We start from the raw sequence: 24,899 nt of genomic DNA on the forward strand, positions 1-24,899 counted from the left end.
CTGACGCTAGGCCTCGACGCGGTCGCCGGCGGCGGTCGCCATCTCCAGTGCCCACCGGTAGTCCGGCTTCCCGTTCTCCAGCCGCCTGATGCGGGCGGCCGGGATGAACGCCTTCGGGATCTTGAAACGGGCCAGCTCCTGCCCGATGAGATGGCGGATCTCCGCCTCCTCGTCCTGGAGGGTTCGATCTGGCTGGACCGCGACGACGGCGACCACCGCGCTTCCCCACAGAGGATGCGGCCGGCCGACGACCAGACAGTCGACCACGCTCGGATGCCGCTTGATCGACTGCTCCACCTCCTCGGCGTAGACCTTCTCGCCGCCGGTGTTGATGCAGCTGGAGTCACGGCCCAGCAGCTGGATGGAACCGTCCGCGGCGAGCCGGGCCCGGTCGCCCACGATCCCGTACCGCTTTCCCCCGAGCTCGACGAAGGTGGCCGCCGTCTTGGCGGGGTCGCCCAGATAGCCGGCGGGCATCGCCCCGGTGGTGGCCAGCCAGCCGACCTCGTCGCTGCCGGGTTCGAGGCGGCCGGTGCGGTCATCGGTCAGCACGCAGCCGGACGTCGGCCTGTACGTCGACTGGGCGTCGGAGCTGATGGCGATCGTGCCCGACTCCGACGATCCGATCGTGTCGACGACCCGCGCGTTCGGCGCCATCTCCCGCAGGGCCTGCTTCGACACCGGGGAGAGCAGCGCGCCGCCGCTGATGATCTGCCGCAGGCTGGCGAGCAGCCGGGGCCTGCGGTGGTTCTCGGCGATCAGCGGCTGCGCGAAGGCGTCTCCCACCAGCTGCAGGGAGGTGCAGCCCTCCGCCTCAAGGGTGTCGAGGATGTCCGCGGGGATCACCTTGGCCGGCTCGGCGGGAAGGACGATCGTGCCACCGCTGAGCCAGCAGCTCAGGGCGGTCCACTGGGCCGCGCCGTGCATGAGTGGAGCGGCCGGAAGTGAGCGCAGCGGGCGTCCGCGCGCGACGGCCCGGGCCACGGCCTCCTGCGTCGAGTACGAGTTCCCGTCGCGGTCGGCGATGCGCAGGCAGTTGACGATGTAGTCGGACTGCGGCCAGATGACCCCCTTCGGCATGCCCGTCGTACCGCCGGTGTAGATGATGCAGCGGTCCTCGGGCGACAGGCCCGGGGCGACGGCTGGGCGTGCCTGGGCCAGCGCCGTCTCGAAGTCGATCGCGCCGGGGAGCAGAGGGTTCTCGGACCCGTCCGCGACCTGCACCAGCAGGCGGTCGCGGCCGGCCGACTGCGCCAGCGCCGCCGCGATCGTGGGCGCGAAGGTCGCGTGGAAGACGATGGCGGCGGCGTCCGAGTTGTCGAAGAGGTACGCGAGCTCGTGGGCCACATAGCGGTAGTTGATGTTGCACGGAACCGCTCGTGCCTTCATCGCGCCTACCATGGCCTCCAGGTACTCGTTCCCGTTGGTCAGGCAGAGCGCGACGTGATCCTGGCCTGTGGTGGAGGCGTCCGGTCGGGGCCTCACGACGCCACCGAAGCCGTGTTGCATGAGCACACCGGCCACCCGCGAAGCGCGGTCGTCGATCTGGCCGTATGCCCAGGTCCGACCACGCCAGCGCAGGGCCGCGCGCTCCGGGTCGGCGGCGGYGATCCGCGCGAACGTCTCGGCGTAGTTCAGTTTGTTCGTCGTCATGATTTCCTTGTCCAACCCGATGAGCACGTCACCGCGAACCGGTCCGTGCGGGTCAAGCGGTCAGTGGCCGCCCGGGGCGCGCTGCGCGCTCCGATCGAGATCGGGGACGGGGACGGTCAGCGCCGGCCGCGCAGCAGGTCCTTGGCGATCTGGCTGACCTGGATCTCGTCGGTGCCGGCGTAGATCTGCAGCACCTTGGCGTCGCGGCAGAGCTGCTCGACGTGGTTCTCCGCCATGTAGCCGTTGCCGCCGAACACCTGGACCGCCTCCAGGGAGACCTGCATCGCGGCCTGGGCCGCGTAGAGCTTCGTCGCCGACGCCTCGGTCAGGCTGGGGCGGACGCCAGCGTCGACCTGCCGCAGGTAGCGCAGCAGGAGGTTCTCGACGTTGAGGCGCGCGACCTCCATCTGCGCCAGCTTGAGCTGGATCAGCTGGAAGTCGCCGATGGAGCGCCCGAACTGCACGCGGGTCCGCGCGTAGTCGACGCTCAGTTCCAGGCAGCGTTCGATGATCCCGAGCGCCATGGCCGCGATGCTGGCCCGCTCCTTGACGAAGGTCGCCATGGCGCTGGATCGATCGCTCGTCGCCGGGCCGCTCTTCTTCTTCGCGGGCGCGAGGAGGCGGTCGGGGCCCACGACGACATCGGTCAGGGACAGCTCGCCGGTGCGCGACGAGTGCAGACCCATCTTGCGCAGCGGCGCGGACTGGACCAGGCCCGGCAGGCCCCGGTCGAGGACGAAGGTCGCGTACCTCCGCTCCTCGGTGCCGTCCGCGAGCCTGCAGATGAAGACGATCGTGTCGGCGTCGGGGCCGTTGGTGATGAACGTCTTCGCGCCGTTGAGCACGTAGCCGTCGCCGTCGGGGCGCGCCGTTGCCCGCATCGAGCCGAAGGCGTCCGACCCCGAGTCCGGCTCGGTAATGGCCCAGGACCCGACCTTGGCGATGGTCAGCAGGTCCGGGACCCAGCGCTCCTTCTGCTCCGCGCTGCCGCCCTTGATGATCGCGCCGGCGGTGAGGCTCGTCGAGACGCCCATCGAGGTCACGATTCCCGGGCAGTAGCGGGAGAACTCGATCATCGGGATGAGGGTCTGCGCGGCGGTCACGGCCGGGCCGGGCTCGCCGCGCAGGCTGCTCTCGAAACGTTCGATCGCGATGTCGCCCACGCCGAACGCCTCCGAGTACCGGCGCATGATGCCGTACGGAGCCAGATCGCCATGCTCGAGCTCCTCGCGCCGCGGCGCGACCTCGGCCTCGACGAAGCGTCGCACAGCCTTGCGAAGCTCCTGTTCCTCGTCGGTCCACGTCAGCACGGTCCGAACCTCCACACGCCAGTACGTCTCGAAATCGATACGGTTGTCGACTATCATGGGCGGTGGAAGCTGGAACCGCAACGCCCGAAGTTCTCGAACCCGAGAGGAGCCCACTGTGAGTGATCGCACAGCGGCGTCCACGGCCGGCGGCGCGCTGGAGGTCGAGAACCCCGCGACGGAGAAGGTTCTGGACTGGGTGCCTCGCACCGGGGCCGACGAGCTCGACGCGATCGTCGGGCGTGCCCGCGCCGCGCTGCGTGACTGGGGCTCGGACGAGCAGCGCCGCCGCGAGGCGCTGACCCGGATAGCCTCGGCGCTGCGCGGTGACGTCGACACGCTCGCGGTCCTGCTGAGCCGGGAGCAGGGCAAGCCGGTGGCGAACGCGCGGATCGAGATCACCCGTGCGGCGAGCTGGTTCGACCACTATGCCAGCCAGCCGCTGGTGGTCGAGCCCGAGGTCGCGGGCGCGCGGGTGCGGGTCGTGCGCGGGCCGGTCGGCATCGTGGCCGCCATCACGCCGTCCAACTACCCGGTGCTGCTGGCGGTCTGGAAGTTCGCGCCCGCGCTGCTGACAGGCAATGCCGTGATCGTCAAGCCGTCGCCGGCGACGCCGCTCTCGACGCTGCGGGTCGTCGAGCTGATGAACGCGGTGCTGCCGGAGGGGATCGTCACGGTGGTGGTGGGGGAGTCCGCCCTCGGCCAGGCGCTTGTCACACATCGTGACATTCGGGTGGTCAGTTTCACGGGCTCCCCGGAGGTCGGCTGGTCGATAGCGCAGTCGACATCGCCGCGAACGCGGGTCGTGTTGGAGCTTGGCGGCAACGATCCGGCGATCCTTCTGCCGGACGTCGACCTCGCGGCGCACGCCGAGGCGATCTTCCGGGCCGCCTTCCTCAACAACGGGCAGGCCTGCATCGCGATCAAGCGGGTCTACGCGCCGCGCTCGATCGCCGGCGAGGTCGTCGAGGCGCTCGCGGATCTCGCCGGCCGGGCCGTCGTCGGCGAGGGCACCGAACCGGGCGTCCAGTTCGGGCCGCTCGTCACGCGGGACCTGCGTGACAAGGTCGACGGCCTGGTCGAGGACGCCCGCGGTCGAGGCGCGACGGTCGCGTCCGGCGGCCACCGGCTCGACCGGCCGGGCTACTTCTACGAGCCGACGATCGTCGCCGGAGCGACCGATGACATGCCGCTCGTCGCCGGTGAGCAGTTCGGGCCGGCACTGCCGATCGTCGCCTACGACCCCGGTAATTTGGACGCCGTTGTCGACACGGTCAACGGCGGTGACTTCGGATTGGGCGCTTCGGTCTGGGGTGCCGACGTGGACGCCGCGGCCGCGCTCGCTCGCCACGTCAGCGCGGGCGTCCGCTGGGTCAACTGCCACGGCCGGCAGGAGCCTGTCTTCCCCTTCGGCGGGAAGCGCCGCAGCGGGCTTGGCGTCGAGAACGGGCCGTGGGCGCTCGACACCTACAGCGACCTGACCGTCGACTACATCCCGCGGGGGTAGTGGAAAGCCCTCAGCGTCGACGTCCAATGAGTCGACATAGATGTCGAATAATGCTAGTCTCGGGTTCTGGCTACAGCTGACCCATCGGACGCGAGCCCTGGCGCGGCGCGGCCGCCTTCCGTCAATCGAGGTGAATCGTGACCGGACCGCTCGGCGGCCTGCGCGTGGTGGAGCTGGCGGGTATCGGGCCCGGACCGCACGCCGCGATGATCCTGGCCGACCTCGGCGCCGACGTGGTCCGCGTCGAGCGCCCGCGCCCGGCCGGGGCGAGCCGGATCACAGCCGGTGACGCCACTCTTCGAGGGCGGCGCATCCTGCACGCCGACCTGAAGTCGCCGGACGGCCGCGCTGGCGTGCTGGGCCTGGTGGCCGAGACGGACGTGCTCATCGAGGGGTTCCGCCCGGGAGTGACCGAACGGCTCGGCCTGGGCCCGGACGACTGCCTGCGCCTGAACCCGGGCCTGGTCTATGGGCGGATCACCGGTTGGGGGCAGGACGGCCCCCTGTCGCAGGCCGCCGGACACGACATCAACTACCTCAGCCTGACTGGCGTCCTGAACGCGATCGGCTCGCGCGGCGACCGCCCGATGCCGCCGCTGAACCTGGTCGGTGACTACGGTGGCGGATCGCTTTTCCTGCTCGTCGGCATCCTCGCCGCACTGCGGGAGCGTGAGACCTCCGGGCTCGGCCAGGTCATCGACGCCGCCATCCTCGACGGCACGAGCGTGCTCGCGCAGTTCGTCTGGGCCGCCCGCGGCCGAGGTGGGTGGGTCGACGCCAGGGAGGCGAACGTCCTCGACGGGGGAGCCCCCTACTACGGCACGTACCTGTGCGCGGATGGCCGGTACGTGGCCGTCGGAGCTATCGAGCCGCAGTTCTACGCCGAGCTCGTCGCGGGTCTCGGTCTCGATCTCGCCGAGCTTCCGGCCCAGCGTGACCGGTCCAGGTGGCCGCTGCTGCGAGCCAGCCTCGCGGCGGCGATCCTCACCCGAACGCGGGACGAGTGGAGCGAGGTGTTCGCGGGCACCGACGCGTGCCTCACCCCGGTCCTGGCGTTCGACGAGGTGGATTCGCACCCTCATGTCGTTGCGCGGCGGACGCTGATCAACCAGCAGGGCGCGGTCCAGCCCGCGCCGGCTCCCCGCTTCTCGCGTACTCCCGCCCCTCATCCGCTCGCGGCGAGCGGCCCCGTCAGTGCCGACCAGGTCGTCGCCGACTGGCGTTCGCGCCCGATTTCACCACGACCGCGTGGCGTCGAGACACGCAGCAAAAGGAGCTTCTCGCATGTTGAGGACTAGATTCTGCGAGCTGTTCGGGATCGAGCACCCCATCGTCCAGGGCGGCATGCAGTGGGTGGGTAAGGCGGAGCTGGTGGCCGCGGTCGCCAACGCCGGCGCACTGGGAATGATCACCGCGCTCACCCAGCCGACTCCGGAGGCCCTGGAGAAGGAGATCGCCCGGTGCCGCGAGATGACCGACAAACCCTTCGGGGTCAACCTCACGATCCTGCCCACGGTCAAGCCGCCGCCCCTCGTCGAATACCGTGAAGTGATCGTCGGATCGGGCATCAAGATTGTGGAGACCGCCGGATTCACGCCGGTCGACCATTTGCCGCACCTCAAGGCCGCGGGCATCAAGGTCCTGCACAAGTGCACGACGATCAAGCACGCTCTGCACGCGCAGAGCCTCGGCGCCGACGCGATCTCGATCGACGGGTTCGAGTGCGCCGGCCATCCGGGCGAGGAGGACATCCCCGGGCTGATCCTCATCCCCATCGCCGCCGACCAGATCTCCATCCCGATCATCGCCTCGGGCGGTTTCGCCGACGGTCGCGGCCTCGTCGCCGCGTTGGCGCTCGGTGCTGACGGCATCAACATGGGCACACGTTTCATGGCGACGGTCGAGTCGCCCATCCACGAGAACGTGAAGCAGCACCTCGTCGACGCCACCGAGCTGGAGACCGATCTCATCTTCCGGCAGCTGGGCAACACCACCCGAGTCCACCGCAACGTCGTGAGCAGCGAGGTCGTGTCGATCCTCAACGGGGGCGGCGAGTTCGCCGATGTCCGCGAGCTGGTCGTCGGCACGCGGGGCCGCCGCGTCTACGAGGTCGGCGACACGGACCTCGGGATCTGGAGCGCGGGACTGGCCCAGGGCCTGATCCACGACATCCCGGCCGTCGGCGAACTGGTCAACCGGATCGTCACCGACGCGGAAAAGATCATTTCGGGTCGGCTGGCTGGATTCGTCTGCTAGTCCCGCTCGACTGGGTCGCGGTCTGAGCGTCAGAGCTTGGCCCAACGGCGCCGTGGTTGCCGACCTGGGCGTGGCGGACGTGGTTGTGCTCGACCCGGCCAGCATTCTGACCTCGACGGACCGGACCGCCACGGTCGCCTTCTCGAGGCTCCGTCGGTGGCGACGCATGAGCCGCGTGTGAGAAACCTTCCCGACGGGTGCCTCCGCGGGCCTGGTCACGTCGCGACCGGCCTGCTGGTCCCAGGGGGGCGGGGGCGGGAAGGCGTCACGCGCGGCCGGCGTCGTGTTGGCATGGCCGTGCCGCTGTGGTCGGCGAGTGCGGTGGCGAAACGCTCGATGACCGCCAGGCACGCCTCGGTCGGTTGGAAGCCGCCGCCGGACAGCGTGTGCAGCCAGGTGCCGAGCCCGAACACCGGCGTCTGGCGGTACAGCTCCCAGGCCTCGTCGGGACCCGGACCGGGTGTGCCCTGGCGGTTGAGTTCGCTCAGGTAGTCGCCAAGGAGATCACGCTCGTGGTCACGCCGGTCGGCGGTGCTCAGGCAGGAGACCAGGAAGTAGCCGACGTCGTGCGACCAGTTGCCGGCCCGGACCAGCTGCCAGTCGTAGAAGCCGGTGACGCCGCCGGGCAGGGTGTAGGTGTTGGCCAGGTGCGGGTCGCCGTGCAGCAACGTCCGCGGGTGCGCCGCCGCCCGCGTCGCCCAGTCGCGGAATCCTCGCTCGACGACACCCGCGTCGACGCCGGCGGGGATCAGCTGGCCGTGCCCGCCGGACCGCAGCCGCCGCAGCGCCCGTGCCAGGCTCGCCCAGGAGACCGGTGCCCAGACCCGGCCGAGCCGCCAGGGACGCACGAAATCCAGCGACCGCGGCAGTGGGTCTTCCCAGTAGGCCGCGTGCAGCCTGGCCAGGCCGAGCAGGCCGTCGCGCACCTGGTCGACGGCCAGGGGGACGGTGGCGACGTTCGCGTGCGCTCCGCGTAGCGTCACGTCCTCCATCACGGTCACCGTCGCCAGCCTGCGCCGGTCGACGGCGGCGGCGTAGAAGGCGGGATGCTCCAGTGGCAGGTCCAGCTCGGAGCCGGCCAGGCGGGCCTCGGCCTCCCGGGCCCGCAGAGCTGTCAGCGCGAGCCGGTTGAGCATCCGGCCTTCCCGCTTGACGAACACGCGCTCCGGGCCGCTGCCCGACGCGTAGCGCAGCCGCACCCGGGCTCGACTGTTCGTTCCGTCGACCAGGTCGTCGAGCTCGACCGCGACGACCGCGGCGCCGGGGCACGAGGCGGCGAGAGCCACCGTCATCCACTGCGGGGTCACGTCCGGCCAGCCCCGCGGCACGCTCAGCACCTGCGTATCGTGCCGGAGCCTGGCAGGCACGGGAACGCGGCGGAGGGTAAGGATCCCGACAAGAGACAGGCGTGGATCGTTCCGGGCCCGCTCCGCTGCGTTTCCTCGAGAGGCCGCGTTCGAACGGGGCGGGCAGGCGACCGCGGTGGACCTGATGACGGACGCCCGACAGCGCGCGGTGGCGGATGTCGGATCGTCGTCCGGGTCACCCACTGACGCGGCGGACATCGAGGGCGACATGGCACCGAACGGCCCCGGCAACCCGTGGGGGAAGCTGACAAGGTGGCAGGCGACGGGCGGGGACTGCGGTTCTCGGTGCTGGGGCCGCTGCGGGCGTGGCGCGGCGACGAACCACTGGACCTGGGGCCGGTGCGCCAGCAGGTGTTGCTGGCCGCGCTGCTGCTGCGTCCGGACGTGCCGGTCAGCCAGGCCGAGCTTCTCGCCAGCGTCTGGGGGTCGGAGCCGTATCAGCGGCGCGGCCAGTCCCCTCGCACAAGCCTCGCCCCAGCGGTCCGGGCGTCTCGCCGAACGGCGGGGTTCTCGCGGACGTGTCGCGGCCGGCCTCGGGTGAAGGGCGCGCCCAGCCCGACCGTGCCGAGGTGGACGTGCCCACGACGATCCTCATCTGCCTGTTTCTCCTGGCGCTGATCGTGGGCGGCTACATCGGCCTGATCGCCGTGTTGCAGCGGTAGTGCGGGCGGCACCCGGCAGCGTGGGCCACTGGCCCGGTGCTCCGTCAGCGCCGCGGGCAGTTCGACGACCAGGCCGCACTCCTCGGCGAGACCACCCGGCCCGCCAGCCCATGACACCGGCCCGTGGGGGCGCCGCCTGACATGTCAGCGGCCGCGGTCGCGGGTGCGGGGGGCGACGCGCCGGGTCGGCGGGGCTGTGGTCGGGTCGTCCGGCCAGGGGTGGCGGGGGTAGCGGCCGCGCAGTTCGGAGCGGACGCGCGGGTAGCCCGTCCGCCAGAACGACGCGAGGTCGCTGGTCACCGCCACCGGGCGACCGGCCGGTGACAGCAGGTGCAGCACCAGCGGGGCTTGGCCGTCGGCGACAGCGGGTACCCGCTCCCAGCCGAACACCTCGGCGATCTTGACGGCGAGGACGGGGCCGGCCGCGCCGCTGGTGCCGCTGTAGTCGAGGCGCACCCGGGAGCCGCTCGGCACCGTCACCCGCTCGGGTGCCAGCTCGTCGAGCCGGGCGGCCTGTGGCCAGGGCAGCAGCCGGCGCAGCGCGTGGCCGGCGTCGACGCGTTCGAGGTCGGCGCGGCGCCGCACGCCGTCGAGGTCCGGCCCGAGCCAGTCGGGGGCGCGGGCCAGCAGGGCGGCGTCGGTGACGTCGGGCCAGGGGGCGCCGAGCACTCGGTGGCAGAACGCCAGCCTGTCCCGCAGGGCGAGCGCGTCGGCGGTCCAGCGCAGGATGGGAAGTCCGGCGTCGCGCAGCCCGTCGAGCACGGCGGCCCGCAGCCTGGCCGGGTCGGGCCTGGTCACGGGGCGTTCGGCGAGGATGATCGCGCCGAGACGCTCGAGCTGGCGGGCGACGATGTCGCCACCGGACCAGGCGACCTCGTCCTCGGTGCGCGACAGCGCCGCGCCCGCCTCCCGCGCCGTGGCCGCGTCCAGGGCGACGGCCAGGCGCACGCGGGCCGACGTCCGGCCGGATCCGCGGTCGGCGACCGCGACGGCGAGCCATTCCGCCCCGGTCAGCGCCGAGCCCGCGGCGAGCTCGGCCCCCGTGCCGCCGGCCATCAGGTAGTTCGAGCCGCCGGGGTCGCGGGCCCGCGCGAGCCGTTCGGGGAAGGCGAGGCCGACCACCAGCCCCGCCGCGAGATCGTCGGTCATCCCACCCGTTCCCCGGGCCGTGGACCCGGCTGGCCGGGCAGGCCTGGCAGGCCTGGCAGGCCCGGTTGGTTCGCCGGGCCGGGCGGGTGGGGCCTCCACGGCTGAGCGCAGCCGGCGGGCCTCCTCTCGCCAGCGGGCGGACGCGGCCCGGTCGGTGCCGTCCCGCAGGCGGCGCCACGCGGCGACGAGGTCGTCGGAGGAGCCGCCCGCGGGGCCGTCGCCGGAGAGCATCGCCACGACGTCCGCCGCGCGGCGCGCACCGACGGCCCGGGTGCCGTCGAGCAGCGCCCGCGCGAGTCGCGGATGGGCCCCGACCTGGGCGATCGAACGTCCGCGCGGGGTGACCCGGCCGGTCTCGTCGACAGCGCCGAGGGCCCGCAGCGAGGCTCCGGCGGCCTCCATCGCACCCGCGGGAGGGTCGCTGAGCAGTGGCAGGCCCACGCCGCCGGGATGGCCCCAGACCGCCAGCTCCAGCGCGAACGCGGTGAGGTCGGCGACGGCGATCTCCGGTTCCGGCTGGGCGGGCAGCCGGTCGTGCTCGGCGGCGGACCAGCAGCGGTACACCCGGCCCGGCGCCTCCCGGCCGGCCCGGCCCGCGCGCTGCCCGGCGGACGACCGCGACACCCGTACGGTGACCAGCGAGCCCAGCCCGCGGGCGTGGTCCATCCGCGGGGAGCGGGCCAGCCCGGCGTCGACGACGACGCGCACGCCGGGCACCGTGAGGCTGCTCTCCGCGACCGCGGTCGCCAGCACCACCCGGCGGCGCGGGCCGGCGCGCAGCACCGCGTCCTGCGCCCCGCCGGTCTGGCGGCCGTGCAGGGTGAGCACGTCGACCGCGTCCCGGTGCCCGGCGAGCCGGCCGGCGACGGCGGCGATCTCACCGGCTCCGGGCAGGAAGACGAGCACGTCCCCGGACGTCTCCCGCAGCGCGCGCCCGACGGTCGCGGCGACGTGGCCGAGCAGCCTCGGGTCGACCCGCAGGCCGTGCGCCGGGGTGATCACCCCGGGCGGCGGTGCCCAGACCACCTCGACGCCGAACATCGAGGCGTCCGTCCCGATCACCGGCGCGGGCTGGCCCGGCGCGCCGAGCATCGCGGCCAGCCGCGGGGTGTCGGCTGTCGCGGAGGCGGCGAGCAGGAGCAGGTCGGGGCGCAGCGCGGCGCGGACGTCGAGCAGGAACGCGAGCGCCAGGTCCGCGTCGAGGTGGCGCTCGTGGCACTCGTCGAGGATGACCGCGCCGGTACCGGGCAGCTCGGGATCACGTTGCAGCCGCCGGACGAGCACTCCCGGCGTGACCACCTCGACTCTGGTGGACGGCCCGACCATGCGCTCGCCCCGGATCGTGTAGCCGACCGCGCCCCCCACAGCGCCGTTCGTCGCGCCGCCGCCAACACCGCCGCGACCCGCGGCGTCCGCGCGAGTCCCGGCACCGTCCGCCGCGCCACCGCCGGCGAGGGTCGCCATCCGTCGTGCCGCCGCGCGGACGGCGATCCGCCGCGGCTCGACGACCAGCACCCGGCCGGGGACGTGGTCGGCGAGCGCGAGCGGGACGAGCGTTGTCTTGCCTGTGCCGGGCGGGGCCACCAGCACCGCGGTCCCGCCGGCGCGGCCCGACCCGTGCTGGTCGTGGGCGGTCAGCGCGGCGACGAGCGCTGGCAGGGCGGCCCGGACGGGCAGGTCCGCCCCGGCGACCGCGCGGTCGGGCAACATGCGCCCAGTCTCCTCGGACCGGCGCGGCCAGGGGCGGCGCGGCGTTCGGCCCCATGCTCCTGCGCTGGCCGTGCCGCAGGCGCTCGTCGCGCCACAACCAGTGCCGTGCCCGCCAACGTTGGCGCGTCATGCATGATCGCCGTAGTCATACCCGAACACTTGATCTCGTCGCGGGCCGCCGGGCGAACGCCGCGTGGAGGGCGGTGGCCTGATGAGCGTATCGACAGCGAACGCGGGCGGCCCCGGAAAACCCGGAAACGTTTCAGCGCTGCAACGGCTCGACGCGGTCAGTACTCTATCGCCCCCGCGGCGGCGTAGAGCGCAAACGCGACGGGGGAGTGGGTGACATCGGTCACCGTGTTGCTAGGAGGCTTCCTGTCCGTCGTCGGTGATGGCCTGCCCGGTCTTTGTTGCGATGCGTACCAGCGTTCTCGTCGTCCGCGCGCGGCTAACTCGGGCGTGTGCTTTCGTCGCTTGCCGCGCCCCGGATCTGTGTAACGGTGCAGGTCGCCGGGGTTCTTTCGTCGCCACGCCGTATTGGGTGCCCTCCCGCGGGTGGCGCCGGTGCTGATCGGGCGGGCCGGGAAGCGCCTTGGTCGTTGGGCTGCGGTTGACGCGTGGAATCTCGATCACTAGGATGGACGATATGTGTTACTCAGGGTGACTTTCGAGTCGATGACTTTCGAGACTTGGCCTGCGCCGCCGGCGTGGGCATTCGCTTACTGGGTAAAAGTTAACCCCGCCCGATGTCGAAGATTTCTTCCATGCATTCCTTGCGACGGCTTGGGGAAGGTGTTCATGGATTTGGTGGAGCGGGACGGGGAGCTGGCGTCACTACGGGGGTTGCTTGCCGACGCCTCGGCGTCGATCGGCCGATTCGCACTGCTGAGCGGCCCTACCGCATGTGGGAAGTCCACGCTTGCCCGGGCATTCTTCGCCGACGTCGAGCGGTCTGGCGACCGCCTGCTCACAGCCTACGGAACGCGGGCTGAAAAGGATCTTCCCCTCGGAATACTGGGTCAGCTCGCGCAGAGTGCCGCCCAGACGGACGCGTGGTCCGCGCGCGAGGCCCGGATCCTGGCCGACCTGGTCGCGGACGCCCGTGAGCACGCCGAGGGTGACACGCTCCCAGTCGAGACCCGCGAGCGCATGTGCGAGACGTTGCTCTCGCTCGCCGACGAGCGCCTCGTCGTGCTGGTCATCGACGACATTCATCATGCGGACCGGCTTTCGCTGCAATTCCTGCTCTACCTCGCACAGCGGCTCAAGAAGAGCCGCCTCCTGCTCGTCATGACGGCGCTCAGCCGGTCGCACAACTGCCGGGCCGAGTTGCTGCACCAACCGCACTGCCACGTGATCAAGCTGACGCCACTGACCCGGCGCGGCGTCGGGCACATGGCCCGCAACGCGTTCGGCGGGGAGCTGGCCGAGGAGGTGACGGCCGACCTGTACAGGCTCTCCGGCGGCAACCCACTGCTGTTGATCGCCCTGATGGAGGACCTCCGCGAGTCCGCCCCGGCCGGGACGGGGGATCGCGTCGCGGCGGCTCCCGGCGGTCAGTTCGTTCACGCCGTGTACGCCTTCCTGCACCGGGCCGAGCCTGGCGTCGTCGACGCCGCGTGGGGCCTCGCGATCCTGGGCGACGACGGACCGACGAGCCTGCTGCACCACCTGCTGGAGGCCGATCAGGCGCGCGTGCGCAGGTCGACCAGCGCGCTGCGGGCGGCGGGCCTGATCGCCAACGGGCGGTTCCGGCATTCCGCGATCCGCCGCGCCATTCTCGACGAGATGCCCGCCGGCCAGCGGCTCCGGCTGCACCGCCGGGCCGCCGAGCTGTTTCACGAGGAGGGCGCGCCGACCCCGCTCATCGCCCGTCACCTGCTCGCGGCGACGACGCCGCATGACCGCTGGGCCATGCACGTGCTCATCGCCGCCGCCGAGCGGGCGTTGGACGAGGACGACGTCCCGCTGGCGCTCGAGTGCCTGCGAAACGCCCAGCACGCGGCCTCGAACGACGAGGAGCGGTGCGAGATCGTGCTGCGCCGGGTGCGGGCCGAGTGGCGGGTCGACCCGCTCGCCGCCGACCGCCGCCTGGTGTCGCTGGTGTCGTCGGCGGCGAGCCACGATCTTTCGGCGCGGCAGGCCCTGGCGATGGTCGGCCCGCTCGTCTGGCACGGCCGGTTCGCCGAGGCCGCCGACGTACTGGGGCGGGTTCCCGAGGAGCGGTGCGACGTCGGTCGGCAGACCGACATCGCGTTGCGCGCCACCAGGCGCTGGCTGCGGTCTCTCTCGCCGCCCCTGTTCCGCCGGTTCGATGACGTGCTGGCCAGTGCGCGCTCCGCCGACCTGAGCCTGCTTGTGGCCGACCAGACGGTCCGCGGGACGACCGCCCTCGTCGACGTGCTCGACAGGGGCCCCGTCGAGCACGCGGTGAGCAGCGCCGAGCGCACGCTGGAGACCGTGCGTCTCGACGACGAGACCCTGCCCGCGATCGAGGCGTCGATCACCGCGCTGATCTACGCGGACCGCCTCGAGCGGGCCCGGCGCTACTGCGACGTCCTGCTCCAGGAGGCGTGCGACCGTAAGGCCCCCACCTGGCGTGGCCTGCTCGCGGCGCTGCGCGCGGAGATCGCCCGTCGTGAGGGCGCGCAGAGCGACGCCATCCGCTACGCCCAGGCGGCTCTCACCTATCTGCCCGCGCCGGGCTGGGGCGTGGYGGTCGGGCTGCCGCTCGGCACGCTGCTCGCGGCCACCTCAGCCGCCGGGCGGCGCCCGGAGGCCGAGGAACAGCTGAGGCGGCCCGTCCCGTCCGCGATGTTCCAGACCCGGTTCGGCCTGCACTACCTGCACGGCCGGGGCCACCACTACCTGGCGACCGACCGCCCGCACGCGGCGCTGGATGACTTCCTCGCCTGTGGCGAGCTGATGCGGGACTGGGAGCTCGACCTGCCGGCGCTGGTTCCATGGCGCTCCGACGCGGCCGCGGCCCATCTGCGGCTGGGGCATGGCGAGCCGGCTCGCCGGCTCGCCGAGGAACAGCTGGCCCGCCCGGGCGTCGACCAGGGCCGGACGCTCGGGATCACGTTGCGGACGCTGGCCGCCGCCAGCCCGCTTTCCCGCCGGCCAGCGCTACTGGAGGCCGCCGTCGAGGCCCTGCACGCCGCCGGCGACCGGTATGAGCTGGCGAACGCGTTGACCGACCTCGGCAACGTCCAGCAGGAGACCGGTGACCACGAACGGGCCCGGGCCTCCGCGCGGCGGGCCCGGGCCCTCGCGAGGGAGTGCGGAGCCGAACCGCCGCGCCGGGTCCCCTCAGACCTGGTGCCCGCCACCGGCGGCCTGCTCACGACGAGTCCGCCGATGACGCACCGGGACGCCCGGCTCAGCATGGCCGAGCTGCGGGTGGCCCGGCTCGCCTCCACCGGCGCCACCAACCGTCAGATCGCCGAGCGGCTGCACATCACGATCAGCACCGTGGAGCAGCACCTCACCCAGGTCTACCGCAAGGTGAAGGTGCACCGCCGGGACGACCTGCGCCGGGTACTGGGGCAGCAGACCAGGTCGCTGGACATCGCGGAGCTCGTCGACCGAACCTCCCGTCCCGACTGACTGTGGACAGCTCCGGCCGGCGGCCGGGTACGGCGGGTGTTCGTCCCGGCCGTTGACAGCCTGGCTACACGTCCCATTCAGCCTGCCACCCGCGGACCGGAGACGGCGGCGCGGTATCCGGCGGCGCGGTATGGAGCGGTGATCCGCCGCGCGCGTCCGACGGCGGGAAAGGCCATCCGGCGTGCGCGGTCGACCGCGTGGCCGTGGCGACTTCGCGAACCGGAGCCCAGAGGCGCCGCCCTGAAATGGGCGTTGAGTATGCCGCCAACGACTTCTATCATATTCTTCTGCGGGAATCGTCTGGTCCGGTTGCGCTGTGACAAAGACCACCAGTCGCCGTCGTGGGCTGGCGATCGATACCCCTAGTGGGCGCAGGGCGGCAGGGGCAACTTCGCGCCCGGCCGTAGGGGCAAGCCCATTTCGGGCAGCCAGATTAGGGGTTGGCCGCTGTCCGGCGACTGCCTAGCCTCTGACTTGTCCAGGCGGGCATCGAAAGTATTACTGATTCCTGCCTAGCCGGCCGTCGCCGGCCCCTCTGGTCTCCAGCCCATGACGATGAATTTCGATTGGTGGTGCGATGAGGTACGAGGTTCTGGGTTGCCTCGGAATGACGGACGGAGAGGGCGCCTATTCGATCAGCGCACGGAAGATGGCGGTGACGTTGGCCGTACTGCTCATCCGCGCTGACCAGGTGGTCTCGGTCGACCGACTTATCGCCGAGATCTGGGACGAGCGGGCGCCCCGGCGGGCGAACGCCGCGGTGCACGTCTATATCTCCCAGCTGCGCAAATTCCTCGACACGCGCGGCGCGGCCAGCATCATCGACACGGTTCCGCCCGGGTACCGGCTTCGGCTCGGCGCCGACGAGCTCGACGTGCTGGACTTCCACCGGCTGATGGACGCCGGCCGCGTCGCCGCCCACTGCGAACGCCGCGAGGAGGCGATCAGGCACCTGGACGCGGCGCTTGGACTCTGGGGCGGCCCGGCGTTCGACGGCCTGCGCGGTGGCTCCGTCATCGACGGCTATGCGATCTGGCTGGAGGAGAGCCGGCTGGAATGCCTCGAGAACCTGATCGAGTGCAAGCTGCACGTCGGCCGCCACCGAGAAATCGTCGGCCTTCTCAACGGGCTCACGGCCGAACACCCGTTGCGGGAGACCTTCTGCCGGCAGCTCATGCTCGCGCTCTACCGCTCCGAACGGCAGGCGGACGCGCTCCGGCTTTACCACCGGATACGCCGTGCCCTGGCCGACGAGCTCGGGCTGGAACCGGGCCGGCCACTTCGCGAGCTTTACCACGCCATTCTGCTGGAGGACGAGCGGCTGGAACCCGCGCGCCTCGCCGCCCGGCCGGCCTGATGGCGACCATCGTGACCGGCCGGCGGCCCGGTGAAGTCCCCGGAACGCGGCCACGGTGCTCAGGGCGCCGTCTCGCCAGGAGCCGAGCCGCCGGCGGGCGGTTCGTCACCAGGCGCCGCGGGCGGCGTACCCGGGTTCGCGGCGGGACGGGCAGGTGTCACCAGGACCTGGGGTTCCGTGAAGCTCTCGAGGCCCCAGCGACCGTTCTCCACCCCGAGGCCGCTCCAGCGGTGCCCGCCGAAGGGCAGATCCGGCCGCAGCCCGGCGCCATGCGCGTTGACGCAGACCTGCCCGCAGTCCAGCCGGGCCGCCACCGCCGTGGCGTGGTCGAGGTCCGACGACCAGACCGAGGCGGTCAGACCGAAGGAGGTGCCGTTGGCCCGGGCGACGGCGTCGTCGACGTCGTCGTAGACGACGATGGGCAGCGCCGGTCCGAACTGCTCCTCGTCGACGATGCGCACGCCGTCCTCGACGCCGGTCAGCACCGTCGGCTCGTGGAAGTACCCCGGCCGGTCGAGCGGGCCGCCGCCGGCCGCCACGGTCGCGCCGTGGTGGACCGCGTCACCGACCAGCTCGGTGACCCGGCGAAACTGGCGGACGTTGGTGAGCGGCCCGAGCTGCACGCCGTCGACGTGGCCCGGCCCGACGACGGCGGCGCCGGCCAGCGCGGCGAGCGCCTCGACCAGCTCGGCGTGCCGCCGACGGTGCACGTACACCCGCTTGACCGCCAGGCAGAACTGGCCGTTGTTGCGGAACGCGCCCCAGAACAGCCCCTCGGCGATCCTCGCCGGGTCGGCGTCTGGGAGCACGATCGCCGGGTCGTTGCCGCCGAGCTCCAGGCTCACCCGCTTCAGGTCGTCGACCGACGCGGCGAGGACCTTCCGGCCGGTCGCGGTCGCGCCGGTGAAGCTGACCCGCCGGGCCAGCGGGTGGGCGGCGAGCCACGCACCGAGGGGATCCGGGCCGCTGACGACGTTGAACACGCCGGCGGGCAGCACCGGGCGAAGAAGCTCACCGACGGCGAGCGTGGTCAGCGGGGTGTCGGGGGAGGGCTTGAGCACCACGGTGTTTCCCGCGCGCAGCGCCGGGGCCACCTTCCACAGGCCCAGTGCGACCGGGAAGTTCCACGGCGCGATCGCCGCGACCACGCCGAGTGGGTTGCGCGTGATCCGCGCGTATCCCCGGCTGTCGTCCTGCACCACCTCGGGACGCAGCTCGACGCCGGCGTAGTAACGCAGCCACAGACACGCCCCGGCGATCTCGGCGCGCGCCTCGGCCAGCGGCTTGCCCTGTTCCGCGGTGAGGGTGGTGGCAAGCGTCGGCAGAGCCGCCGCGAGGACGTCCGCCGCGGCGAGGAGCGCGGCCCGGCGGGCGTCGTCGTCGCGTCGCCACGCGTCGAACGCGCCCTGCGCTGCGGCCATCGCCGTGTCGAGCTGGTCGCGGTCCGCGGCGGGAGCGGTGGCGAACGCCTCGGCCGTGGCCGGATCGATCACCTCCAGGCCGCCCGCCCCGGCGAGGGCGGCGCCGCCGACCGTCATGCTCAGCTCGGTCAGCGCGGCGAGGGCGCCCGGTGCCCCGGTGCCCCGCGCCGCCGCGCCCGTGCCGGGTCCGCCCGCGGCGGATTCGGTGGTCGTGGTCATGGTTCCTCCCTGTCTGCCGCGCGCCTGTCCGGCGCGCACCGTCCCCGCCGGGCGGGCCGCCCCGGGCCGGCCGGCGCCCGCCCGGCGCCGGCCCGGCCCCGGTCACCCATCCGGAAGCAGCACCGGCTTGACGGTCTCGCCGGATTCGTAGTCGCGCTCGGCGTCGTTGACGGCGRCCAGCGAGTAGGTACGCACGAGCCGGTCGAACGGGAACCGGCCCAGCCGCCACAGGTCGACGAGCGTCGGGATCAGCCGTTGCGGGTCGGCGTCGCCCTCCATCAGGTAGCGCAGCGTCCGGCCGGTCACCATGGCCGGTACCGGCACCACCAGGTCGCCGCCACCGGTGCCGACCAGTCCGCAGACGCCTCGCGCCCGCAGCGTCCCGAGCGCGGTGACGGACACCGCGGGGATGCCGGTGGTGTCCAGGGCGAAGTCGGCGCCGCCGGTCCAGCCCGCGACGGCCGAGGCGAGCTCAGGGTCGGCGCCGTCGACCGTGTGYGTGGCGCCGAGCTCGAGGGCGAGCTCGCGCCGCTTCGGGTGCAGATCGACCGCGACGATCGTRCGCGCCCCARCCAGCCGGGCCGCCATGACCGCGGCGAGGCCGACCGCGCCGGTTCCGAAGATCACGATGCTGTCGCCGACGCCGACCCGCATCGCGACCAGCACCGCGCCGGCGCCCGTCTGGATGCCGCAGCCGAGGGGCGCCATCAGCTCCAGCGGAAGCTCGTCGTCGACCACGACCACACTCCGCTCGGTGGCGATGGTGTGGGTGGCGAACGACGACTGCGCGAACCAGCGTCCGTTCACCAGGGCACCGGCGGAGTCGGTGAGCGTGGTCGACCCGTCGAGCCGCAGGCCGGACAGGTTGCGGAAGATGAACTCGTCGCAGTAGGAGGGCTCGCCGGCCCGGCAGCGGGCGCATCCGCCGCACGAGTCGAAGCTGAGCACCACGTGGTCGCCCGGGTGGACCCGGCGGACCCCCGGGCCGACGGCCTCGACGACGCCCGCCCCCTCGTGGCCGAGAACGAGGGGGACCGGCACGAGCTCGCCGTGCCGGGGCATGAAGTCGGTCCGGCACATGCCGGCGCCGACGACCCGGACCAGCACCTCCCCGGGGCCGGGCTCCCCGAGCTCCAGCTCCTCGACGCGCAGCGGCGCGTTCCTCTCACGCAGTACGGCGGCCTGGATTCTCACCGGCGTATTTCACCTCCAGGATGCGAACAACCACGGCGAATCTCTGTGAACCAGATGGTGGTGACCTCGGCTTAAGCCGGTCTAAGGCAGGTCTTGGACCTGGAGGCCGCTGTCGCCATCGCCCGCCGGTGACGCGGTCGACGCCGCGTCGCTCGACCCGAGAAAGGGCAGAATGACAATCAGGATCGAAAGTGACGGCGCCCTCGCCGGAATTCCCGGATGGCCCTCCGGCGGCTTCCCCGCGGCCGGCCCGGAGCGGATCCCCAGCTATGTCGAGGCCGGGTTGCTTCCCTCCCTGCGGGAGATCTACCAGGACAACGCCCTCATGGTCGGCCTCGGCCCGCGGATCACCGGGTCGCGGGCGCACGACGATTTCATCGGCTGGCTGCACGAGCAGTTCCAGCGCAACGGCTGTGACGTCCTGCCCTACGCCTACTCGCCGTGCAACCTGTGGGAGGCGCTCAGCTGGGGCGTCAGCGTGCTGGACGGCCGGCTGGCCGGTGACGTGCCCGTCGCCGCCTACTACCCGCGCGGCGGCGAGACGCCGGACGAGGGCCTCGTCGGCCGGCTGGTCGACGTCGAGACCGCCGCTGCCGCCGGCGTCGACCTGACGGACCCGGCCGCGGTCGCCGGCTGGCTCGCCGAGGTGACCGGCGAGCCGGCCGCCGGCGACCCCGCCGCGCCCTACTTCCTGCTCATCGACAGCCACCTGCCCGAGGTCGGCTCCAGGGCCGACCTCGACGCCGAGACCGGGGTCTTCCACCGTCAGCCCGGCGACGACGACACGCCCTGGAAGACGCTGTGGGACCGCAAGCTGTGGAAGGCGGTCGCGGCGGCGCCGGGCGCCCGCGCCGCCGCCGGCGTGGTGTGCGTCGTGGACGCGTCGTACCAGGCGCTGGAAGGGAACTACGTGCCGCCGCTGGCGGGCTACCTGGGGATCCCCGCGCTGTACGTCGACCGCGAGGCGGGCACCCGGCTGCGCCGGGCCGCGACCACGGCGCCGCGGATCCGGTTCACGATGACCGCCCGGCGTACCGCCACCCGGACGCCGAGCATCGTCGCCGTGCTGCCCGGTGACGGCGGCACCGACCGGACGCTGATCTGCAACACGCATTCCGACGGCACGAACTTCGTCGAGGAGAATGGCGCGGTCGCGCTGGTGGAAATCGCCCGCTACCTGAACGCGCTACGGCTGCGCGGTCGGGGCCTTCGGCACACGGTCGTGTTCTCCGCGGTCACCGGGCATTTCAACGGGGATCCCGCCCGTTTTCCGGAGACGGAGGGTTTCATCGCCGACCACCCGGATCTCGTCGGCCGGGCCACGGCGGCCCTCACCCTCGAGCATCTCGGGGTCACGGAATGGCTCGACGACGAGCAGGGATACCGTACKACCGGCCTGCCGGACTGGGGGGTGATGTGGGTCGACGAGCGGCTGGAGAAACTGGCCGTCGAAAGGTTCGACCACTACGATCTGCCCAACCACCGGCTGGCCCGCCGGGACGCGCCGATGTACGCCGGGGTCGGCAAGGCCTTCGCCGACATCGACCTCCCGGCGCTCTCGTTCCTGTCCGCGCCGACGTACCTGCTGACGACCCCCGTGAACGGGTGCCTGGACAAGCTGGACCCGGCCCTGATGCGCCGCCAGATGACCTGGTTCATCGACCTGCTCCACCGGCTCGACGCCCAGCCCTGACCACCGCCCGCCCGGGCGTGCCGGCCGCTGGCACGCCCGGGCGGCGTGGTCACGCCTCCCGTAGCTGGTCGCGCAGATGCCCGGCGAGCGCTGCCATCGTCGGGTACTCGTAGACGACCGCCGGCGCCACGGCGACCCCCAGCGTCTCGCCGAGGCGGGTGCACATCTCCAGGGCGGTGAACGACGAGAAACCGGCCTCGACGAACTGGCTCTCGCCGGTCAGCTCGTCGGCCGACGCGTGCCCGAGCACGGCGGCGGCGCACTCCCGCACGAGGGCGAGCAGCGCGGCCGTCCGCTCCTCGTCGGACGCACCGGCAAGCCGCGCCCGCCAGTCCGCGGCGGGCTCGTCCCCACCGCCGGCGGATCCGCCGCCGGTGGGGGCACCGGTCCCGACGAGCTCGCGGAGCAGCGGGGCGGGCCGCCCGCCAGCGACCTGCTCGGCGTACCGGTCCCAGTCCAGGTCGACGACACCGAGCAACGGGTCGCGCCCCGGCGGGGACGGCATCCAGAGGCCGTCGAGGTCCGCCACGGCGAGCCGGCAGGGCACCGGCCGTCCCGCGACGTCCGCCGCCTCGCCGCCGGCCGCGAGCGCGGGCGCGGCGGGCGCCCACGGTCCCCAGGCGACCGTCGCCGCCGGCCGGCCGGCGGCCCGCCGGGCGGCGGTGATCGCCGCGAGCCAGCCGTCCGCCGCCGCGCGGGTGCCCACGTCGACGCCAGGCCGGTCATCGGAACGGACCAGCGGCCCGGCCAGTGAGGAGAACAGGACGAAGGCCGTCAGGTCGCGGTCCCGGGTGAGCTCGTCGAGCGCGCGGGCGGTCCGGATGACGCGGGCGGCCCCGTCGGCACCGCCAGGCGGGCCGTCCGCCGCCGGCTGGGCACCGTCGGGCGCTTCCGGCCCGGACGCCGGCCCGGACGCCGGCTCGGACGCCGGCGGCGCGCCGCCGACATGGACGACGGTCGCGAGCGGGTGCTCGTCGGGGACCGCGGCGAGCAGCGCGGCCAGTTCCTCCCGGTTCGCCACGTCCCGGCGCACGACGCTGACCTTCGGCCCCAGGGGCAGCAGGTCGGCCTCCAGCTCGGCGACCGCCGCGGGCGCCGAGCGGGGCGGTACCACCAGCAGGAGATGGCCGGCACCGGTGCGGGCCAGGCCACGGGCGGCCTCGACGGTGAGCGGACCGGTGCCGCCGACGACGAGCGCCGTGCCGCGCGGCACGGCGGCGCCACCGTCGGTGTCCGCGCGGGCGGGCGGCGTTCGGGGGATGAGGCGGCGCGCGAAGGCGCCGTCGGCGCGCACGGCGACCTGGTCCTCGCGGTCCGGGCCGTCGGCAGGGCCCGCGAGGACGGCGCAGAGCCGATCGGCCGTCTGTTCGTCGAACGACGCCGGGACGTCGACGAGCCCGCCCCACCGCCCGGGATGCTCCCGGGCGACCGCCTGCCCACGTCCCCAGACCGCGCCCTGCTCGGGGTGATCGAGCCGGTCGGCGTCGACGGCGGTCACCGCGCCCTGGGTGAGCACCCACACCGGCGCCGCGATGCCCGCGGCCGAGGTCGCCCGCACGACGCCGGCGGTGGCGCCGTCCGCGGTGGCGAGCGCGGCGGCCTCCGCGCCGCCGTCGGCCGCGAGCGCCGCGAGCGACAACACGCCCTCGACGCCGTCGGCGCCATCCGCGCCGGCGAACCCGCCAAGGCCGGTGCCCCGGTTCTCGACGGCCGACCCACCGGCGGTGGCGACGCCCGCGAGAGCGGCCCGCACCGCCTGCTCGCCGCGGCCCGCCGTGATCTCGGACGTCGGCACGTCGAACCGGCGGACCTGGGCGCCGGCCCGGTCGAGCCCGGCGACGACGGCCGCGACCAGCTCCTCGTGCCGGCCGGGCGCAGGCACCACGACCAGCCAGGTCCCCGCCAACCGCCGCTCGCCCGGCCGTACCGCGGGACGGTTCTGGCGGCCCTGGCGGTCCTGGCCCAGCGGCACCCGTCGCCATCGCTCGCCGTACCACCACCGGGACCGCCGCCGCCAGGCCGCCAGCGTCGGGAGCGCGGCTCGCAGCGCCTCCCGCTCCTGCGCCGAGCCCGCCGACGCGGCGGCGAGCGCGTCCAGGTCGCCGTCCAGGACCGCCGACCAGAACCGGTCGTCAGCGGGCGCCTCCAGATGGGCGCCGTTCGCGGTCGCGCGGCCGGCCGGGGCCGCGTCCAGCCAGTAGCGCTGCCGCTGGAACGGATAGGTGGGCAGGTCGACATGACCGGCCGGGCCGCCGTCCGGCCCGGGACCGGTGGCCGGTCCGAACAGGGCGTCCCAGCGGACCGGGACGCCGCGGACGTGCGCGGCGGCGATCGCCGTCGTGAACGTCCGGCTCTCCGGGCGGCGCGCCTGCTGGGTGGGGATGATCAGCAGCTTCGCCGTCTCGGCCGCGCCCCGGCCGGTGGTGAGCGCGTCGTGGGCGAGCGAGGTCAGCACCGCGTCCGGGCCGACCTCGATGAAGCTGGTGACCCCCCGCGCGTGCAGCTCCCGGACGCCGTCGTGGAACCGGACKGTGGCGCGGATGTGCTGGGCCCAGTAGTCCGCCGAGCGCAGGTCGTCCGCGGTGGCGAGCCGGCCGGTGACGTTCGAGATCACCGGGATCAGCGGTGGCCGGAACTCGAGCGCCCGGACCACGTCGCGGAACTCGGCCAGCACCCCGTCCATGTGCGGGGAGTGGAAGGCGTGGCTGACCCGCAGCCGCCGGATGCGGCGGCCGCGCGCCTTCCACCGTTCCCCGATCCGCGCGGCGGCGGCCTCGTCCCCGGCGACGACCACGGCCGTGGGGCCGTTGACGGCCGCGAGCGAGACCCGGCCGGCGTGCCGGGCGTGCCCGTTGTGGGCGTCATGCCGGTCGGCGTTCTGCCGGTCGGCGTTCTGCCGGTCCGCGTCGAGCCCGTCCRGGCCGAGGTCGCTCCCGACCTCCTCCTCGGACGCCTGGATCGCGATCATCGCTCCGCCGGCGGGCGCGGCCTGCATGAGCCGGCCCCGTGCGGCGACCAGCGCGCACGCGTCCGCGAGCGACAGGACGCCGGCCACGTGCGCGGCGGAGATCTCGCCGATCGAGTGCCCGATGAGATAGTCCGGGGCGATGCCGCACGCCAGGACGAGATCGGCCAGCGCGGTCTCGACCGCGAACAGCGCGGCCTGTGTGTACGCGGTCTGGTCGAGGACCGCGGCGAGCGGGGATCCGGCGTCCGCGAACAGCACCTCGCGCAGCGGGTGCGCGAACTGGCCGGTGCCGTCGAGGTGCGCGCAGACGTCCGCCAGCCGGTCGGCGAACCTTGGGAAGGCGGCGGCCAGGTCGCGGCCCATGCCCGGCCGCTGGCTGCCCTGGCCGGTGAACATGAGCGCCGTCGTGCCCGGCGCGCGGGCGGCCCCGCGGACGACGTTGGTCGCCGAGCCGCCGTCGGCCAGCAGGGCGAGGCCGCGGCGGAAGTCCGCCAGCTCGCCCGCGACGACGGCGGCACGCTGGCCGAACCGTGCCCGGGTCGTGGCCAGCGCCCGGCCGACGTCGACGGGATCGAGGTCCGGCCGCCGCTCGGCGAGCTCGCCGAGCCGCTGGGCCTGCGCGCGCAGCGCGGCCGAGCTCGGGGCGGACAGCACCCAGGCGACGGACCGGCCAACGGTCTCGGACCGGGGCGTCGGGACGGTCGCGGACCCGTCGGAACCCGTCTCCGGCTGGTCGGCGCCGGCGGGTGGCGGTTGGTCGGCTGGTGGGGTGGGGGCTGGGGGTGCTTGTTCGAGGATGAGGTGGGCGTTGGTGCCGCTGATGCCGA

General features: G+C 73.4%; 14 protein-coding genes. 7 read left to right on the forward strand and 7 right to left on the reverse strand.

Features of this window, described 5'->3' with window-relative positions; genetic code table 11:
* Positions 1-6 precede the first annotated feature (6 nt).
* Together BL253_RS08880 and BL253_RS08885 are read right to left on the reverse strand one after the other, a co-directional pair.
* Complete coding sequence (locus tag BL253_RS08880) at positions 7-1,653, reverse strand: AMP-binding protein (RefSeq protein WP_076815412.1); 1,647 nt, start codon at positions 1,651-1,653, stop codon at positions 7-9.
* A gap of 116 nt (positions 1,654-1,769) precedes the next feature.
* The gene (locus BL253_RS08885; protein WP_076815413.1) at positions 1,770-2,963 is read right to left on the reverse strand and encodes an acyl-CoA dehydrogenase family protein; all 1,194 of its coding nucleotides are present in this window, start codon (positions 2,961-2,963) and stop codon (positions 1,770-1,772) included.
* A gap of 115 nt (positions 2,964-3,078) precedes the next feature.
* Here BL253_RS08885 and BL253_RS08890 point away from each other — a divergent pair, with 115 nt between their 5' ends.
* From BL253_RS08890 to BL253_RS08900, 3 genes are all read left to right on the forward strand, one after another.
* Entirely contained in the window at positions 3,079-4,467 is a 1,389-nt protein-coding gene (locus BL253_RS08890) for an aldehyde dehydrogenase family protein (RefSeq protein WP_076815336.1), read from the forward strand.
* 137 nt (positions 4,468-4,604) lie between these two features.
* On the forward strand, positions 4,605-5,765 hold the full coding sequence (locus BL253_RS08895; RefSeq protein WP_076815338.1) for a CaiB/BaiF CoA transferase family protein: 1,161 nt from the start codon (positions 4,605-4,607) through the stop codon (positions 5,763-5,765).
* Positions 5,752-6,723, forward strand: a complete 972-nt coding sequence (locus tag BL253_RS08900) for an NAD(P)H-dependent flavin oxidoreductase (RefSeq protein ID WP_076815415.1) — start codon at positions 5,752-5,754, stop codon at positions 6,721-6,723. The genes BL253_RS08895 and BL253_RS08900 overlap by 14 nt, the downstream gene beginning before the upstream one ends.
* A gap of 215 nt (positions 6,724-6,938) precedes the next feature.
* Here the strand turns inward: BL253_RS08900 and BL253_RS08910 are convergent, their stop codons facing one another.
* Positions 6,939-8,060 (reverse strand): phosphotransferase, encoded by a 1,122-nt coding sequence (locus BL253_RS08910; RefSeq protein WP_081438125.1) that lies wholly within the window; start codon positions 8,058-8,060, stop codon positions 6,939-6,941.
* 548 nt (positions 8,061-8,608) lie between these two features.
* On the opposite strand from BL253_RS08910, the gene BL253_RS42855 reads away from it, so the two are divergent.
* Positions 8,609-8,752, forward strand: coding sequence for a hypothetical protein (locus tag BL253_RS42855; protein ID WP_198946215.1), 144 nt, complete (start codon positions 8,609-8,611; stop codon positions 8,750-8,752).
* Between the two features lie 144 nt (positions 8,753-8,896).
* Here the strand turns inward: BL253_RS42855 and hrpB are convergent, their stop codons facing one another.
* Positions 8,897-11,611 carry an ATP-dependent helicase HrpB gene (gene hrpB / locus BL253_RS08920; RefSeq protein WP_076815342.1) on the reverse strand — a complete coding sequence of 905 codons (2,715 nt, stop codon included), beginning with the start codon at positions 11,609-11,611 and terminating at the stop codon, positions 8,897-8,899.
* A 798-nt stretch (positions 11,612-12,409) separates the two neighbouring features.
* On the opposite strand from hrpB, the gene BL253_RS08925 reads away from it, so the two are divergent.
* Positions 12,410-15,220, forward strand: a complete 2,811-nt coding sequence (locus tag BL253_RS08925; protein ID WP_158230342.1) for a helix-turn-helix transcriptional regulator — start codon at positions 12,410-12,412, stop codon at positions 15,218-15,220.
* Between the two features lie 607 nt (positions 15,221-15,827).
* Positions 15,828-16,577 carry an AfsR/SARP family transcriptional regulator gene (locus tag BL253_RS08930; RefSeq protein WP_241834635.1) on the forward strand — a complete coding sequence of 250 codons (750 nt, stop codon included), beginning with the start codon at positions 15,828-15,830 and terminating at the stop codon, positions 16,575-16,577.
* Between the two features lie 59 nt (positions 16,578-16,636).
* Here the strand turns inward: BL253_RS08930 and BL253_RS08935 are convergent, their stop codons facing one another.
* On the reverse strand, positions 16,637-18,217 hold the full coding sequence (locus BL253_RS08935) for an aldehyde dehydrogenase family protein (protein WP_076815348.1): 1,581 nt from the start codon (positions 18,215-18,217) through the stop codon (positions 16,637-16,639).
* Between the two features lie 102 nt (positions 18,218-18,319).
* Positions 18,320-19,411 (reverse strand): NAD(P)-dependent alcohol dehydrogenase, encoded by a 1,092-nt coding sequence (locus tag BL253_RS08940; protein WP_076815350.1) that lies wholly within the window; start codon positions 19,409-19,411, stop codon positions 18,320-18,322.
* Between the two features lie 172 nt (positions 19,412-19,583).
* Between BL253_RS08940 and BL253_RS08945 the strand changes: the two genes are divergently transcribed.
* Entirely contained in the window at positions 19,584-21,104 is a 1,521-nt protein-coding gene (locus tag BL253_RS08945; protein ID WP_076815352.1) for a zinc-binding metallopeptidase family protein, read from the forward strand.
* 49 nt (positions 21,105-21,153) lie between these two features.
* Here BL253_RS08945 and BL253_RS08950 read toward each other — a convergent pair.
* A partial coding sequence (locus tag BL253_RS08950) for a type I polyketide synthase (RefSeq protein WP_116438839.1) occupies positions 21,154-24,899 on the reverse strand: 3,746 nt, incomplete at its 5' end.

The organism is Pseudofrankia asymbiotica, assembly GCF_001983105.1.
GTDB classification, from domain to species: Bacteria; Actinomycetota; Actinomycetes; order Frankiales; family Frankiaceae; genus Pseudofrankia; species Pseudofrankia asymbiotica.

Excerpts from the sequence above, each read along its gene's own strand:
- BL253_RS08900 (WP_076815415.1), top strand. The coding sequence starts at position 5,752 with ATGTTGAGGACTAGATTCTGCGAGCTGTTCGGGATCGAGCACCCCATC.
- hrpB (WP_076815342.1), bottom strand. The coding sequence starts at position 11,611 with ATGTTGCCCGACCGCGCGGTCGCCGGGGCGGACCTGCCCGTCCGGGCC.
- BL253_RS08930 (WP_241834635.1), top strand. The coding sequence starts at position 15,828 with ATGACGGACGGAGAGGGCGCCTATTCGATCAGCGCACGGAAGATGGCG.
- BL253_RS08935 (WP_076815348.1), bottom strand. The coding sequence starts at position 18,217 with ATGACCACGACCACCGAATCCGCCGCGGGCGGACCCGGCACGGGCGCG.